The 15,875-nt window shown below is 70.2% G+C and carries 11 protein-coding genes; 7 read left to right on the top strand and 4 right to left on the bottom strand.

The genetic code is table 11. The features are described from left to right. Positions 1 to 156 precede the first annotated feature (156 nt). Positions 157 to 2,046: a glycoside hydrolase family 97 catalytic domain-containing protein gene (locus ACWC09_RS06815; protein ID WP_450849240.1), complete on the top strand. Its 1,890-nt coding sequence runs from the start codon at positions 157 to 159 to the stop codon at positions 2,044 to 2,046. 1,180 nt (positions 2,047 to 3,226) lie between these two features. Here the strand turns inward: ACWC09_RS06815 and ACWC09_RS06810 are convergent. Next, entirely contained in the window at positions 3,227 to 3,832 is a 606-nt protein-coding gene (locus ACWC09_RS06810; protein WP_450849238.1) for a glycoside hydrolase family 3 N-terminal domain-containing protein, read from the bottom strand. A 34-nt stretch (positions 3,833 to 3,866) separates the two neighbouring features. On the opposite strand from ACWC09_RS06810, the gene ACWC09_RS06805 reads away from it, so the two are divergent. Further along, positions 3,867 to 4,613, top strand: coding sequence for an alpha-L-fucosidase (locus tag ACWC09_RS06805; RefSeq protein WP_450849236.1), 747 nt, complete (start codon positions 3,867 to 3,869; stop codon positions 4,611 to 4,613). Position 4,614: 1 nt separating this feature from the next. Here ACWC09_RS06805 and ACWC09_RS06800 read toward each other — a convergent pair whose 3' ends face one another. Beyond that, positions 4,615 to 5,658, bottom strand: a complete 1,044-nt coding sequence (locus ACWC09_RS06800; protein WP_450849234.1) for a LacI family DNA-binding transcriptional regulator — start codon at positions 5,656 to 5,658, stop codon at positions 4,615 to 4,617. A gap of 91 nt (positions 5,659 to 5,749) precedes the next feature. On the opposite strand from ACWC09_RS06800, the gene ACWC09_RS06795 reads away from it, so the two are divergent. Together ACWC09_RS06795 and ACWC09_RS06790 are read left to right on the top strand one after the other, a co-directional pair. Further along, positions 5,750 to 5,965 carry a hypothetical protein gene (locus ACWC09_RS06795; protein ID WP_450849232.1) on the top strand — a complete coding sequence of 72 codons (216 nt, stop codon included), beginning with the start codon at positions 5,750 to 5,752 and terminating at the stop codon, positions 5,963 to 5,965. A gap of 113 nt (positions 5,966 to 6,078) precedes the next feature. Then, a complete protein-coding gene (locus ACWC09_RS06790) occupies positions 6,079 to 8,745 on the top strand; it encodes a discoidin domain-containing protein (protein ID WP_450849230.1) in 2,667 nt (888 codons plus the stop codon). On the opposite strand, the gene ACWC09_RS06785 is transcribed toward ACWC09_RS06790, so the two are convergent. Continuing rightward, complete coding sequence (locus tag ACWC09_RS06785; RefSeq protein WP_450849228.1) at positions 8,742 to 9,908, bottom strand: serine hydrolase domain-containing protein; 1,167 nt, start codon at positions 9,906 to 9,908, stop codon at positions 8,742 to 8,744. The two genes, ACWC09_RS06790 and ACWC09_RS06785, sit on opposite strands and share 4 nt — an antisense overlap. A 317-nt stretch (positions 9,909 to 10,225) precedes the next feature. Here ACWC09_RS06785 and ACWC09_RS06780 point away from each other — a divergent pair, with 317 nt between their 5' ends. After that, positions 10,226 to 12,010 carry a M4 family metallopeptidase gene (locus tag ACWC09_RS06780; protein ID WP_450849226.1) on the top strand — a complete coding sequence of 595 codons (1,785 nt, stop codon included), beginning with the start codon at positions 10,226 to 10,228 and terminating at the stop codon, positions 12,008 to 12,010. A 15-nt stretch (positions 12,011 to 12,025) separates the two neighbouring features. Here the strand turns inward: ACWC09_RS06780 and ACWC09_RS06775 are convergent, their stop codons facing one another. Further along, positions 12,026 to 12,763, bottom strand: coding sequence for a hypothetical protein (locus tag ACWC09_RS06775; RefSeq protein WP_450849224.1), 738 nt, complete (start codon positions 12,761 to 12,763; stop codon positions 12,026 to 12,028). Between the two features lie 95 nt (positions 12,764 to 12,858). Here ACWC09_RS06775 and ACWC09_RS06770 point away from each other — a divergent pair, with 95 nt between their 5' ends. Together ACWC09_RS06770 and ACWC09_RS06765 are read left to right on the top strand one after the other, a co-directional pair. Then, positions 12,859 to 14,046 carry an ROK family transcriptional regulator gene (locus tag ACWC09_RS06770; protein ID WP_450849222.1) on the top strand — a complete coding sequence of 396 codons (1,188 nt, stop codon included), beginning with the start codon at positions 12,859 to 12,861 and terminating at the stop codon, positions 14,044 to 14,046. A gap of 26 nt (positions 14,047 to 14,072) precedes the next feature. Continuing rightward, positions 14,073 to 15,872, top strand: coding sequence for an alpha-galactosidase D (locus ACWC09_RS06765; protein ID WP_450849220.1), 1,800 nt, complete (start codon positions 14,073 to 14,075; stop codon positions 15,870 to 15,872). Positions 15,873 to 15,875 lie beyond the last annotated feature (3 nt).

Genomic DNA, 15,875 nt, shown 5'->3' with positions numbered 1-15,875 from the left:
CGCAGGCAACTCCAATACATCGGAGGAGTCAAGAGCTTCGGGTGAGACTGTTGCTGACAGAGTCGTTGACAGGTGCACTATGCCTTCATAGTTTCGTTGATACACCCGATGTATTGAAGCTCCGTCAGATCCGGCACTTCATCAGGGAGGGTTCCTATGGCGGTTCCGATCAGGACCGCGGTCGCCACGCTCTGCGCCGGCCTGGCGGCCACGCTCTGTATGACCGCGCCCGCGCGGGCCGAACAGCACGACCAGACCTGGACCGTGTCGGAGGCGCCCCACGCACCCCAGGCGCGGATCTCCCTGGACGACACCACCGGCACGCTGAGCCTGTCGGTGACCCGCGGCGGCCGTACCGTCATCGCCCCCTCGCCCGTCGGCATCGTCACCGAACAGGCCGATCTCTCCCGCGACTTGCACCTCCTGCACCGCAAGGACCGCTGGGTCGACGAGCGTTACCGGACCAAGTCCGGCAAGCGGCTGGAGCGCCGGGTCCGCATGAACGAGACGCGCCTGTCCTTCGCCACCTCCGCCGGCGCCCGCCTCGACCTCGTCGTCCGCGCCTCCGCCGACGGCGTGGCCTACCGCTACGTCCTGCCCGCCGGCCACGGCGACGTGCTCGGCGAGACGTCCGCGTTCAACCTGCCGCCGGACGCGAGCGCCTGGCTCGGCACCTACCGCGTCGACAACGAGGGCCAGTTCAACCAGTACACGGCCGCGACCGCCCCCACCGGCGAGTACTCCGACCAGGCCCTCTTCTCCACCGACGGTGGCTACACGTTGCTGGCCGAGTCGGACCTCACAGGTGCGTACTCGGGCGCCCGGCTCGCCCACGACCAGGGCACCGGCACCTACCGCATCAAGCTCGCCGACGACCGTGTCCACACCGACGGCCCGCTCGCCACCCCCTGGCGGGCCATGATCACCGGAGACCTCGCGACCGTCACCCGCTCCACCTTCACCGACGACCTCGCCCCTGCCTCCAAGGTCGCCGACACGTCCTGGATCCACCCCGGCACCGTCCTGTGGACCTGGCTCGCGGGCGGCAAGGAGGCCGGCCAGAGCCTGGCCGCGCAGCAGGGCTACGTCGACTACGCCGCCGAACGGCACTGGCCCTACGAGGCCGTCGACGCCGGCTGGTACTTCAGGACCGACGCGTGGGACACCACCGACCCGAACTGGCAGACCGACAGCTGGATGCCCCGACTCGTCGACTACGCACGCGCCAAGGGTGTCGGCATCGTCGTCTGGATCCACCAACGCGACCTCGACACCCCCGAGGAACGCGCCCAGTGGCTGCCCACCCTGGAACGCTGGGGCGTCAAGGGAGTCAAGATCGACTTCATGAACTCCGAGGCGCAGCCCATGCTCCAGTGGTACGACGCCATCCTCCGGGACACGGCCGCCCACCACCTCATGGTCGACTTCCACGGCTCCACGATCCCCAAGGGCATCCAGCGCACCTGGCCGCAGGTCATGACGATGGAGGGCGTCGGCGGCGAGGAGAAGCGCACCAACACCGCCGCCCACCTCACCACCCTGCCCTTCACCCGCAACGTCATCGGCTCCATGGACTTCACCCCCGGCGCCTTCCAGCGCGTGGGCCTGCGCCCCAACTCCGACGCGGCCGAGGTGGGCCTCGCCGTCGCCTACGAGTCGGGCCTGCAGATGTTCGCCGGCACCCCCGAGTCGTACGACGCCCGACCGCTCGCCCGCGCCTTCTTCGACCAGGTGCCCGCCGCCTGGGACGACACCCGGCTGCTCGCCGGACAGCCCGGCGACTCGGCCGTCCTGGCCCGCCGCAGCGGCGACCGCTGGTTCCTGGGCGGGGTGTACGCGGGCGCCGCCCGTACGGCGACGGTGCCGCTGTCGATCGGCCCGGGCCGCTGGCTGGTGGAGACGATCCGGGACGGCGCCGACGGGCTGGTCCAGGACCGGCAGGTGCTGCGCGGCGGCGACACGCTGGGCGTCGATGTCGGCCCCAACGGTGGCTTCGCCGGAATCGCGTGCCCCTGGCACCCAGGGCTCACCACCTGCTATCGCTGAGAGCTCCGGCGCGGAGGGGTAGGTATGAGTCTGTCGATCGGGGTCGTCGTTCACGCAAGCCGGCGTGGAGTCTTCGAGGAGGCCGTCGAGCCCCTGTCCGGCATCTCCCTGAAGTGGGTGACCTACGGGCACGAGCAGGAGATCCTGCCCCGAGTTCAGCGCCTCGTCGACGGACATGCCCTGGACGGGCTACTGGTGGGCGCCGTCCCGTATCGCGCCTGCCGTGACGTCCTCGCCCGCGGTCTGCCCGTCGCCGTCATGCGCAGCTCGGCCCTCGACCTGGCACTGGCGTTGGCGCAGGCGCAGGCCCGCGGCTGGCAGCCGGTGCCGGTCAGTATCGACACCTTCGACCACGAGGTGGTCTCCGAGGTGACGGAGGCGCTGCACCTCGACAGCACCCGGGTCACCTGCCTTCCTTACGCCGACGACCAGACGGCCGACGAGATCGGCGCCTTCCACCGGCGGTCCCTGCCGGACGGCGACGGCTATGTCATCACCGCACGCACCGCGGTGCTACGGCGGTTGCGCGGCACCCTGCGGGTCTTGAACGGCTCGCCCACGCCGTCCAGCATCCGCTCGGAACTGCACGAACTGGTGCTGCGCATCCGGGCCGAGCGAGCGGGCGCCGCCGGGTTCGCCGCCGGTGTCTTCTGCGTCAACGGGCTCGGCCGCTCCGGTGACCTGGAGCGCGGCCGCACGGGCCTACTGCACCTGCTGCGGGCCACGCCCGAGCTCGCCGACGCCTGGATCGAGAACCGCGGCCGACGCGGTGTGGTGGTGCTCGGCCGCCGCACGTTGTTCGAGAGCCTCAGCCGCAACTTGCTCGTCGTACCGGTACTGGACCAGGCCCGGGAGACGCTGGGCGTGGAAGTGGCGGCCGGCTTCGGCGTGGGACCGTCGGCCCGCACCTCGGTGGTGCTCGCCGAACGGGCCGCCGTACGCGCGGAGTCGGAGAACCGGCCGTGCGGCTATCTGATGGAGGACGGCGGGCTGGTCATCGGGCCGATGGGGCCGGGAGGGCAGCCGCGGACTCGGCCTGGCCGGGAGGAGGACGACCGTATGCGGGAACTCGCGCGGACGGTCGGGCTGAGTCCGGCAACGTTGTCAAGACTGGCCGCAATCGAGCAGGACCTCGCCGGACGAGCCGTCACACCGCGCGAGTTGGCCGACGCCATGGCCATTACCGACCCCAGCGGCCGACGTCTGGTCCGCAGACTGCACGCGCACGGCCTGGCGCCCCCGCGGCCGGGTCCACGGCGGTCGAGCCGTGACCGGGGAAGTGCTTGGCGCACGGGGCGATTCCGGCGGCCAGCGTGGCCTCGATCCAGGCGGTGACGTGCCGGGCGGCGTGATCCGGGTCGGCGCCGAACGCCCTGGTGCGCACAATGGGGTTGGCGGCGACCCGGTGCGGGTCGGCCACCGGGGCGAAGCTCACGGCCACTCCGCACTCGGCCAGGTGCCGGGCGAGCGCGTCCGCGACGGCGGCGGTCAGCGCGGTGTCGTCGGCGACGCCGAGCGCCCAGGCCCCCCGGGTCTCCGGCGCCCCCGCCCTCGCCAGATGACCGATGCCGCCGCCCTCCTGGTCGACGGAGACCAGCAGACCGGGGCGCAGCGCGCGCAACTCGTCGGTGAGCTCGCGCAGTTCGGCGCGTCCGGCGACATTGCGGGTGTGCAGGATGACACCGCCGAGTCCGCTGTCGGCCAGCCGCTTCAGCTCGCCGGGAAGCGTCGTACCGGAGAAACCGAGGACGAGGCAGCGGTTCGCGGCGTCGACGAGATCGGTCAAGGAGCTGCTCACCTCGTACGGCCAGGTGGACCTGATGTTCTACGACTTCACGTTTCCCTGGAACCGCGGTGGAATGCCCGGTAAGGGGCCGGAGGACTGGGACTCCCCGCAACTCCTCGCCCCCACCCGCGCCCTCCAGCCCGGCATCGTGGTCAACAACCGCCTCGGCATCCCGGGCGACTACGTGACCCCCGAGCAGTACCAGCCGGACCGTCCGCTCACCGAGGACGGCGTCGAGGTCATGTGGGAGGCGTGCCAGACCCTCTACGGCTCGTGGGGCTACCACCGTGACAACCTGGAGTTCAAGGACCCCGGCGATCTGGTGCGCATGCTCGTCCAGTCCGTCGCGAACAACGGCAACATGATCCTCAACGTGGGCCCCGACGGCCGCGGGAACATCGAGCCCCGAGCCCGAGCCACCCTGGACTCCCTCGCGGACTGGATGCGACTGCACGCCCGCGCCGTCCACGGTGCCGGCCCCGCCCCCTTCACGCCGCCCGCCCACAGCGTCTACACCCGCCGCGGGAACCGCCTGTATCTGCACCTGTTCGCCTGGCCGTTCCGGCACGTCCATCTGCCCGGACTTGCCGGCCGTGTGGAATACGCCCACCTGCTCAACGACGGCAGCGAAGTCGGGCTCTCCCACCTCGACAGCACCCCGCAACCGCACGCCCACCTCGACCCGTTGCCGCAGGCGGCCGACACACTGACCCTTACGCTCCCGGTCATCCGCCCCGACGTGCTCGTCCCGGTCGTGGAGCTGTTCCTGTCGGAGCCGTAGGTCAGATCACCGGCCCGGTGCTCTCCCGCACGACCAGCTCCGTGGCCACCTCCACCCGGGTCGTCTCCGGCTCCTGCCCCGCCAGCAGCCGCAACACCATGCGGGCGGCGAGCGCGGTCATGTCGGCGATGGGGGTGCGCACGGTCGTCAGCCGTGGGGTCACCCAGTCCGCGAACGGCAGGTCGTCGAAGCCGACCACGCTGACGTCGTCGGGAATGCGCAGTCCCAGCTCGGCCGCCGCACGGTAGGTACCCAGCGCCTGGTGGTCGCTGCCGGCGAAGATCGCCGTGGGACGGTGGGCCAACGCCATGAGGTCCAGGGCGTGTTGGTACGCGAGTCCGTGGGTGAAGTCGCCGTAGCGGACCAGCTCCGGGTCGAAGGGGAGCCCGGCCTCCGTCAGCGCGGAGCGGTAGCCGTCGACGCGGGCACGTGAGGTGAGCCGCCGCTCCGGTCCGCTGATGACGGCGATGCGCTGGTGGCCGAGCTCGATCAGGTGACGGGTCGCGGCGAGCCCGCCGGGCCAGTTGGTCGCGCCCACCCAGGGGATGCCGGGCGCGGGCTCGTCGATCGGCGCGACAAGGGCGTACGGGATGCCGAGGCCGGCCAGGTCCGTGTGCTGGTCGGCGGTGAGTTCGGGTACGACCAGGATCGCGCCGCGGGTGGGGCGCGTGGCCAGCGAGTCGAGCCACTGGCGCGCCCGCTTCCGCCGGCCGTGCGTGGCCGAGACGACCAGTCCCATGCCGGCCTCGTGCAGCACGTCCTCCGCACCGCGGATCAGCTCGACCGCCCAGGGGCTGTCCAGCTCGTTGATGACGAGATCGATGAGCCCGCCGGGTGGAGCCGCCGTGGCCGTGGACCGCTGCCGCGCGAGATAGCCGTGCTTCTCCAGCAGGCGCTGCACCTTGGCCCTGGTCTCCGCAGATACATCGGATCTATTGTGCAGCACCTTGGAGACGGTGGAGACGGAAACCCCTGCCTCCTCGGCGATTTCGGCCAGTGTGCGCCGCCTCGCTTCACCGGATCCTGCCCGGACTGTTGACGTCATCGGATGAATCTCCTACGTTTTCGAAGCGGTCGCAGGTTGCGAAAACTATCGCAATCCAGCCCTCCGGCGTAGAGGTGGCAGGTGGTTCTCGATGAGGAGACGGCGTCCGGGCCGGAGTCGGCGCACCGCCTCGCCGGCCACCGTCACCGCGGCGCCACTACTGGCCGGCGAACTGCCGCCCGCCGGCGCCCAGTCGCACCCCGGCACGATCCTCATGCCCTGGCACATACGCAGGCACCGCGTCCCGACCGCACGTGCGCGGCACACGGCTGTTCTCGCTCCCGCCGTACGGCCCTCCCCGTACTGACCGGCCAACTCCGTCCCGGTGAGCACTGGTTGAGACGCGCGGTGCTCGGCGCCCCCCGACGGACCCAGGGCCGAGGCGGCCTGGCGGCAACCCCCGACCGCTGGAGACGGCACATGAGACCGAGACACCTGTCCGTACTGGCCGCCGTGACAGCCCTGCTGGCCCTACCGGTTCAGGCACAGGCGGCGGACCCCGGTGGCCGTACCTACCACGTGGCCACCTGGGGCAGCGACCACGCCCACGGCACCCGGTCGAACCCCCTCCGCACCATCGAGGCCTGCCTGGCCCGCGTCCACCCCGGCGACACCTGCCTGATCCACCGAGGTACCTACCGTGAGCAGGTCACCCCGCCCTCCGGCACCCGGGATGCCCCGATCACCCTCGCCGCTTACGGCGACGGCCCGGTGACCGTCGACGGCACCGAGCCGGTGACCGGCTGGAAGGAGGCCGGCGACGGACTGGTCGCCGCCGACACGAACCTGCCCCTCGACCCCGACTTCAACGCGGTGTTCCTGGACAACGGCCGTGCGGCGGAAGGGCGTTGGCCCAACTCCGGCTCCGATCCGCTGAACGCCACCTGGGCCGAGGCCGACGCCACCTCCACCGACCAGCACATCGACGACCCCGACCTGCCGGACGCCGACTGGATCGGAGCGACCGTGCACCTCTGGGCGGGCTCCAACCCGTGGGCCCAGCAGACCGGCACGGTCACCGCGACCTCGCCCGGCAAGCTGGACTTCACCGGCGGCAACTACCGTTGCCCGCCGCTGTGCATGGGCAACCAGAACTACCGCAACTACTACCTCGTGGGCTCGAAAGCCGCCCTGGACCAGCCGGGGGAGTGGTACTACGACAAGACGGCCCACCGGCTTTACCTGGTGCCCCCGAAGGGCGGTATCGCCGGACACACGGTGACCGCGAAGCACCGCCTGTGGGGCGTCGACCTGAGCGACAGCTCCTACGTCACCGTGCGCGGCCTCGACCTGTGGGGCACCTCGCTGCGAACGGGCAGGTCGAGCACGGGAGTCGTGGTCGACGGCCTCCACGCCACCTATGTCTCCGAGTTCTCGACCCTTCCCATGCCACCGGACAGCGACCTCGCGATCCCGCCTTTCGAGGGGCACATCGTCGCCTCCCGCATCCTCGACTCCGGCGTGCAGATCCTGGGCACCGGCAACACCCTTGAGAACAGCGAGATCTCACAGTCCGCCGGCGACGGCGTCCTGGTGCGCGGCACCGGCAACACCGTCACCGACAACTACATCCACGACGTCGGCTGGATGGGCAGCTACACACCCGGAATCGAGATCAACGGCAACGACCACACCGTCACGCGCAACACGATCCGCCGCTCCGGACGTGCCTCCATCGACACGGCCTGGCAGCTCAACGGCACCGAGTTCCACGGCAACCGCATCGCGTACAACGACATGTCGGAGGCTATGCGCACCTCCCGCGACGGCGCGCCCTTCTACGTCTGCTGCAGCCTGGACGGCTCCGGCACCTCCGTCGACCACAACACCTCGCACGACGCCGACGGCCAGGTCGGCTTCTACGTCGACAACTACTCCGGCCACTTCCTGCTGCACCACAACGTCGCCTGGAACACGGGCAGTCGAGGCACCTTCTTCAACGGACACACCGGCCCGAGCGTCGCCAACCAGGACCACAACTCCAGCTACGGCGTGGGCATCAACGGCAATTCGGTGCTGCTGAGCGGGGCGACCGACGCCTCCGGTTCGTACCTCAGCAACATCGTCGGACCCATGCCGGTCAGCGCGACCCGGACCGGCGACCCGCTCCCGGTCGTCCGCTCCAACCTGATCACCTCCACCCCCGGCTACACGGACGCCGTCAACGGCGAACTCTGGCTCACCGGCGGCTCACCCGCCATCGACACGGGCGAACCGATCGACGGGATCACCACCGATGTGCGGGGCACGGCTCCCGACATCGGCGCCTACGAGTACGGCGAGCCGGTCTGGTCGGCCGGCTGCGACCTGCCCGGCTGCCGACAGCGCGTCCGGCACGGAACCTGGACCGTGACCGCGAGCGACGGCACGAATGCCTCCGCCGCGGTCGACGGGGACATCAACACCCGCTGGACGGCGGCCGCCGCGCAGGCTCCCGGCCAGTCGCTGACAGTCGACCTGGGGGAGACACAGACCTTCGACCGGCTCTCCCTCGACGCGGGCCGCGACACCGGCGGACAGCCCTACGGCTTCTCGGTCTCCGTCAGCCGCGACGGAACGAACTGGAGCAGAGCCCTCGCCCGGGTCTCCGGCCGCTCCTTCACCCAGGACGCAGTCCTCCCGACACAGACGGCCCGGTACGTCCGGATCACCCTCACCGCGAGCGGTCCGGCTCCCTGGGTGGTCAACGACCTGCGTCTGTACGGCGACGGTCCCGACGCCTCCGGCACGCTCCAGGCGGAACAGGCCACGTCCCTGCACGGGGTCGAGCGCGGCACGGCGGCCACGGGCGTGCTGGGCGCCGGCGACTGGATCGCGTACCGGCGCGTGAGCGTGAGCGGTGGCCGGCTCACCGTACGGCTCGCCTCCACCTGCACCTCCGGCTGTGCGCTGCAACTCCGGCTCGACAGCCCGCAGGGGCCGGTGGCCGGGACCCTTCCCGTGCGCGCCACCGGCTCCGCGGACACCTGGCAGGAGCAGTCCGTCACGCTTCCCCGCCGGCTGACCGGCGTCCACACCCTCTACCTCGTCGCGAAGGGAGGTCCCCGGGTCGCGAGCCCGGACTGGCTGACGGTCAGGTCCGACTAGTCACGGACGACCGCGGGAGCGAGGTCCCCGTGGCGCTCCACGACCGTGGCACCGCGCCGCAGCTTCGCCGACTTGCCGCAGAACGCGGACTCCAGCGTGCCGAGCATGGTGTTGAGCACGGCGGCGTTGTTGGACGTGTTGGCGACGGCCGCGAGGCTGCGGCGGCCGTCCTTGGTCGCGAAGGCGTACGTGTAGTAGCCCTGCACGGCGCCGGTGTGGCCGTAGACCGAGATCCCGCAGGACAGGTCGCGGCGCCGCAGCCCGAGTCCGTACGCCTGGGTGCTGTTCACCGGGATCATGCGCTCCATCTGCTTCAGCTGCGCGGCCGAGGTGAGCCGGCCGCGCAGCAGTGCCGACAGGAACGTGTCGAGGTCCCGCGTGCTGGAGATGATCGCGCCCGCGCTCTGCGCCCAGGAGACGGTCTGCTCGGTCGCGTCGACCAGGGCGGCGCCTGCCTTGTCCGGGGTGAGGTAGCCGTCGGCGTGGCGGCCGGGGATCTTCTTGCCGGGGTGGACATAGAAGGTGTCGCGCAGCTTCAGCGGCTTGATGATGCGGTTCTCGTACTCGGTATGCACGGAGTGGCCGGTCAGCTTCTCGATGAGCATCCCGGCGACGACGAAGTTGGTGTTCGAGTACGCGTACGCGGCGCCCGGGGTGTTGGTGCGGGCGTGCCGCAGCGAGCGGTCCACCAGCTGACGGTAGGTGAAGACCTTGGAGCGGACCGCCTCGAAGCCGGAGACCGAGCTCGCGAACATGTCGTTCGTGTAGTCGTACAGGCCGCTGCGGTGGCCCAGCACCTGCCGCACCGTGATCCGGCGGTCGGGCAGCAGGCGGGGCAGGTAGTGGTCGACCGAGGTGTCCAGGTTCAGCTTCTTCTCGTCCACCAGCTGCAGCAGCACCACCGCCGAGAAGACCTTGGTGACACTGCCGATGCGGAACCGGTCGGTGTTGCCGATGGCCCGTCCGGTGCTTCGGTCCGCGATGCCGACGGCCGCCGTCCGGACCGTGCCGTGGTCGTCGATGCGGGCGATCGCCCCGGGCGCGCCCTGTCTCAGGGCGCTGCGCAGCACGCCGGTGACGCCGGTCAGGTCGGGCTGCGGGAGCGCACCGGTCGCAGCGGCGTGCGCGGGCACCGCGAGGAGGCAGAGCACGGCCGTCCCCAAGGCCGTTCCCCTGGATGCGAGATGGGTCACATTCACGCGAGGCAACCTTCTTCCGTCTCGTCACATCTCCACAAGTGGCACACAGTTGGTGATCCTTTGATCACTCTGCGGGTTGAGTTTGCAAAGTATTGCCATATATCGCACTGAAAGAGATCATTTGGGCTTTACATGTGCATGACTTATCCGAAAGGGTTTCTTACCGGGGCCCGACCAGCCCCCATGGCGCCCAACCGCGCCATCCCTCAAGGCGGTTGGTGATCCCGGCCGCCTTACGAGGAAAGGAACCCTCACCAGTGCGTAGACCGCACATACGCAGCGTGGCAGTCGCCGTCGCCGTGACGACGGCTGCCACCGGCCTCGCGGGCACCGCCTTCGCGGGCCAGGACACGGGGACTCATGCGGCTGCCGCCGTCCAGACCTCGGCCGCGTCCGTCGTCTCGGCCGCCCGCTCCGCCGCCTTCGCCCACGCGTCCGCGACCGGCGTCTCCCAAGGCGACGAGCTCCACGCCCAGGACGTGATGATCGACCCCGAGGGTGCGCGCCACGTCCGGTTCACCCGGACGCACCAGGGCATGGCAGTGCTGGGCGGCGACCTCGTCGTCCACCTCACCAAGCGGCTCTCGTACGCGGGTGTCACCCGGGCGGCCGACCACACCGTCAAGCCCGCCTCGACCGCCACCGCCAAGCTCTCGGCCGCGCAGGCCGAGCAGAAGGCCGCCTCGGTCGCCAAGGGCGACGCCGGCAGCGCCGAACTCGTGGTCGACGCCCGCGACGGCGCCTCCGCGCTCGCTTATCAGGTGACCGTGACCGACAGCGCCGTCGGCGAGGGCGCCGGCTCCCGCACGGTCGTCGTCGACGCCGTCACCGGCAAGGTGCGCAGCAACACGCCGGACAGCGACGAGTTCCTCTCGCCGAAGGTGCTCGACACCCTGCGCGAGCGCGGCGAGACGGCCGACCCCGCGACCGGCAGCGGCTCGCAGGCGGCCGGACTCCTGGCGGCCTCCGACGCCGCGTCCGTGTCCGCCGCCACCCACTACCCGAAGACGGCCAACGGCACGGGCAAGTCCCTCTTCGTCGGCAAGGTCCCGCTGAAGACCAACCAGACGGCCCGCACCACCTTCCAGCTGAAGGACCCGACCCGCTACGGCACCGAGACCCGGGACGCCAAGGGCAGCTACACGGAGAGCTTCGGCCGCGGCACGAAGATCACCACCAAGAACGACGTCTTCGGCAACGGCGCCACCACGAGCCGCAACAGCGCGGCGGCCGACGCGCAGTACGGCATCACCAAGACCCTGGACTTCTACAAGAAGACCTTCGGTCGCAAGGGCATCGCGAACAACAGCAAGCCCGCCAAGGCGATGGTGCACTGGGGCAAGCAGATCGCCAACGCGTTCTGGGACCCGACGTGCGGCTGCATGCTGTACGGCGACGGTGACGGCGACATGTTCAAGAAGCCGCTGGTCGCTCTGGACGTCACCGGCCACGAGCTGACCCACGGCGTCGTGGACGCCACCGCCAAGCTGGAGCCCACCCGCGTCGACGCGGACGGCAACCAGTACGGCGAGCCGGGCGCGCTGAACGAGTCCCTCGCCGACATCTTCGGCTCCAACGTCGAGTTCTTCACCAACAACGCGTCGGACAAGCCGGACTACCTCATCGGCGAGAAGATGGGCCTGGCCCAGAAGTTCCTGCGCCGCCTCGACCACCCGTCCCTCGACAAGCTCGAGGGCACGGTCGACTACTGGGCGCCCGAGGTGTACGACGCGGAGGTGCACGCCGGCTCCGGCGTCTCCTCGCACGCGTACTACCTGCTCGCCGAGGGCAGCGGCCAGAAGACGATCGGCGGCGTCACGTACGACTCGCCGACCGTCGACGGCTCCACGGTCAAGGGCATCGGCCGCACCAAGGCCACGGCGATCTTCTACCGCGCCCTGACCCGCTACATGGTCTCCACGACCGACTTCCACGACGCGCGCGTCGCGACGCTGAAGGCGGCGAGTGACCTGTACGGCGCGAGCAGCGTCGAGTACCAGACGGTGGACCAGGCCTGGGCCGCCGTCAACGTCACCGAGGCCAACACCCCGGCCGACGGGCACTGACGGCACACCGCTCCGTCACACCCACTGCCTCTCCACCTCGTCGGACACACTGAACCCGGCGTCGCAGGAGGGGCAGTGGGCTGTGCCGAAGACGTAGGTCAGCGCGAGAGCGACCTCGTCCTGGCCGACGGCGAGGGCTTCCCGGTGCAGGCGGGCGCCGATGCCCGTGAGGCGCTCCGGGGGCGTCGGTGTCAACTTCCCCCGGGCCTCCGGGGCTGTGGCGCCGGACAGCACGTAGTCACCGGCCGAGGTGAACGTCCCGTACGAGCCGAAGGCCACGTAGAGGGTGTCCTCGCACTGGGGGCATTCCAGTTCGTACTCCTCGTTGTTCACGCCCTCGAGTGCCTCGGCCCACACGCCCGCGCCCTCGAAGGCGAGCACGGCCATCTGCAGGTAGACGAAAGTGCTCGGGTCGAGGCCGGGGGTGTCCAGCAGTCCCCGTGACACGCGGAGCAACTCGCGTATCTCGCGCGCGTACTGCTCCTGGCGGGCATCGTCGGGATCTGTTGCGATCAGTCCCGCCATGAGGACCGCTTGAAGCGGCTCACCAGGAGCCTTGCCGAGCGCGATGTCTGTGAGTACGGGCATCGCCGCCCAGCTCGCCGCGTACACGGACCCCTGGTGGCACAGGTCCGACCAGAGCTCCGACCAGACCGCATCGTCCTCGGAGCCGCCGAGGCGGGCGAAGAGCCCCGGTATGTTCTCGGCGCTCCCGGACGCATGGTCCAGCTCGGCCCAATTGATCGTCGTCATAAGGTGATTGTGCCGCCCGCCACTGACAGTCCCCTCACAGACGAATCCTGTTTCTTTTATTGACGGCGGAAAAGAAGACATCTAGGTTTCCGGCCATGCGCCCGACCCCTCGTGTCGAGACGTTCCCGGCGAACACGCCGGCCGCCTCGCAGATCTTCACCACGGTCCTCTCCCAAGGGCCCCTCACCCGGCTGGAGGTGGCCCGTCGGGCAGGGCTGTCCCCGGCTGCCGTCACCAAGGCGGTCAAGCCGCTGATCGAGGCCGGCTACCTGGTGGAGGACGCGGCCGAGGAGACACGTCCGGTACTCGGCCGGCCCGCCAACCCCGTGCGGGTCGACGGGGGACGGGCGCTGTTCCTCGGGATGAAGGTGACCGGCGACGAGATCATCGCCGTACTGGCCGACCTGTGCTGCTGCATCCGGGCAGAACGGCGACTGCGGTTGACCGATCGCGACCCGGGGTCCGTTCTCACGGCTCTCGCGGAACTCGTCGGCCGGCTTCTCTCCGAGGCCACCGAGTTCGAGGTGGGAGTGCAGGGCCTGGGCATCGCTCTCTCCGGAGACGTGGACCGCGCCGAGGGAGTGGTCCGCTACTCGCCCTTCCTCGACTGGCACGACGTCCCGCTCGCCGAACTCGCCGCCATGACCACGGGGTTGCCGGTCACCGTCGACAACGACGTCCGCGCCCTCACCGTCGCCGAGCAGTGGTTCGGCGCCGGTGTGGGTCTGTCCGACTTCGCCGTGGTGACCGTCGGCGCCGGCATCGGCTGCGGCCTCGTCGTGCACGGCCGGGTCGTCGCCGGAGCGCACGGCGTGGCCGGCGAGATCGGCCATGTCACCGTCGACCCGTCCGGCCCGCCCTGCCACTGCGGCAACCGCGGCTGCGTGGAGGCGATCGCGGGGGAGGCGGCCATCGTCCGGCAGATTCGCGAGGCCACGGGTACTCAGGTCGCCGACGCCACCGAGGCGGTCGACCTCGCCCGCCGTGGCGTGCCGGGCGCCCGCGAGGTCTACGCCCACGCCGGTGAGGCCATCGGCCGTGGCATCGCGACCGTAGCCAACCTCCTCGGCCCCGAACGCGTGATCATCTCCGGCGAGGGGCTCGCCGCCCACGACCTCTTCGCCGAACAGATACGCGACACCTTCACCGCCGCCGCCTTCGGCTCCGCCGCCCAGTGCGACGTACAGACCCGCCCGCTGCCCTTCGAGGAGTGGGCCCGCGGGGCCGCCGCCACCGCGATCCAGTCCTTCATCTCGTCAGATCACCCGCACCCGAGCCGCTGAACCAACTCTCCCTGGAGGTACGACCCATGCGGTCATCCTCGTACGCCGTCATGCCCGCACGCGCCCTGAGAGCCGTGGTGGTCCTGGCCCTCGCCGCAGGCGCCGTCACCGCAGCCCCCGCGGCCCGGGCAGGGACCGCGGACACTCCGCCGCTCGCCGCCAAGCCCTATATGGGCTGGTCGAGTTGGAGCATGCAGTCCTCCAAGTACCCCGGCCTCAACCCGGACGGCGACTACAGCTACCTCACCGAGGCGAACGTCACCAAGCAGACCGACGCGCTGGCCGCCAAGCTGAAGAAGTTCGGCTACGAGTACGTCAACATCGACGCCGGCTGGTGGCGCGACACCACCTGGAAGCCCGAGTACGACCAGTACGGCCGCCAGAAGGCCGACCCGAAGCGCTTCCCCAGCGGCATGAAGGCCGTCGCCGACCGTATCCACGCCAAGGGTCTCAAGGCCGGTATCTACCTGCCCGCCGGTCTGGAGAAGGAGGCGTACGGCGACGGCAGGACGCCGGTCTGGAACGCCGAGGGCTGCACCACCGCCGACATCGTCTACGGCGACCTGCGCACCACCAACGGCTGGGACAGTTCCTACAAGCTCGACTTCTCCCGCCCCTGCACCCAGAAGTACGTGGATGCGCAGGCCCGGTTGATCGCCGGATGGGGCTACGACTTCCTGAAGCTCGACGGCGTCGGGCCCGGGTCCGGCAAGAGCGGTGACCAGTACGACAACGTTGCCGACGTGGCCGCCTGGAACAAGGCCATCGCCGCCACCGGCCGCCCGATCCACCTCGAACTGTCCTGGTCGCTGGACATCGGCCACGCCGCCGACTGGAAGAAGTACTCGAACGGCTGGCGCATCGACACCGACGTCGAGTGCTACTGCAACACCCTCGTCAGCTGGGAGAACTCCGTCGACGACCGCTGGGACGACGCTCCCGGCTGGACCAGGCACGCGGGCCCCGGCGGCTGGAACGACCTCGACTCCCTCGACGTCGGCAACGGCGCGATGGACGGCCTGACCAAGGCCGAGCGGCAGAGCTACGCCACCCTCTGGGCCATCGCCAAGTCCCCTCTCTTCACCGGCGACGACCTCACCCGCCTCGACTCCTACGGCCTCTCCCTCCTGACCAACACGGAAGTCATCGCCTTCAACCAGGGCGCCACCCCGCCCGCACGCCCGATCACCCCCTCCGACCCCCAGCGGGTGTGGGCCGCGAAGAACCCCGACGGCAGCTACACCGTCGCCCTGTTCAACCTCGCCGACTCGCCCGCCGCCGTCTCCGCCCCTTGGGCCTCCCTGGGCTTCACCGGGAGGGCGACCGTGCGCGACCTGTGGAACCATGAGAACCTCGGCAGCTTCAAGGACAAGGTCGCCGAGGCGCTGCCCGCCCATGGCTCCCGTCTCTTCACGGTCACCCCGCACGGCAGCACGCTCGGCTTCACCGGCTACGAGGCCGAGTCGAGCGGCAATACCCTCGCCGGCAACGCCTCCGTCGCCGACTGCTCCGCCTGCTCCGGAGGAAAGAAGGTCGGCAATCTCTACCTCGGAGGCAAGCTCACCTTCAACGACATCGTCGTGCCCAAGGCCGGCACCTACCAGGTGAAGATCGCCTATGTCAGCGGCGACGCCCGCTCGGTCGCCGTCTCCACCAATGGCGGCGGGGCGACCACCCACACGTTCCCGTCCACCGGTGACTGGGGCACGGCCGAAACGGTCACGGTCCCGTTGACCCTCAAGGCAGGCTCCAACATGATCACCTTCGACAGCGGCAACAGCTACGCACCGGACATCGACCGGATCGACGTACCCAAGTCGTCCTGAACG

The sequence above is a fragment of the Streptomyces sp. NPDC001617 genome (genome assembly GCF_053596855.1).
The sequence above is the reverse complement of the archived record's forward strand: the minus strand, read 5'-3'. Positions and strand labels throughout refer to the sequence as shown.

Bases quoted from the DNA above. Each gene is read 5' to 3' on its own strand.
- ACWC09_RS06800 (WP_450849234.1), bottom strand. From the start codon at position 5,658: ATGACGTCAACAGTCCGGGCAGGATCCGGTGAAGCGAGGCGGCGCACA.
- ACWC09_RS06775 (WP_450849224.1), bottom strand. From the start codon at position 12,763: ATGACGACGATCAATTGGGCCGAGCTGGACCATGCGTCCGGGAGCGCC.
- ACWC09_RS06795 (WP_450849232.1), top strand. From the start codon at position 5,750: ATGAGGAGACGGCGTCCGGGCCGGAGTCGGCGCACCGCCTCGCCGGCC.
- ACWC09_RS06815 (WP_450849240.1), top strand. From the start codon at position 157: ATGGCGGTTCCGATCAGGACCGCGGTCGCCACGCTCTGCGCCGGCCTG.
- ACWC09_RS06805 (WP_450849236.1), top strand. From the start codon at position 3,867: ATGTTCTACGACTTCACGTTTCCCTGGAACCGCGGTGGAATGCCCGGT.
- ACWC09_RS06790 (WP_450849230.1), top strand. From the start codon at position 6,079: ATGAGACCGAGACACCTGTCCGTACTGGCCGCCGTGACAGCCCTGCTG.
- ACWC09_RS06765 (WP_450849220.1), top strand. From the start codon at position 14,073: ATGCGGTCATCCTCGTACGCCGTCATGCCCGCACGCGCCCTGAGAGCC.
- ACWC09_RS06770 (WP_450849222.1), top strand. From the start codon at position 12,859: ATGCGCCCGACCCCTCGTGTCGAGACGTTCCCGGCGAACACGCCGGCC.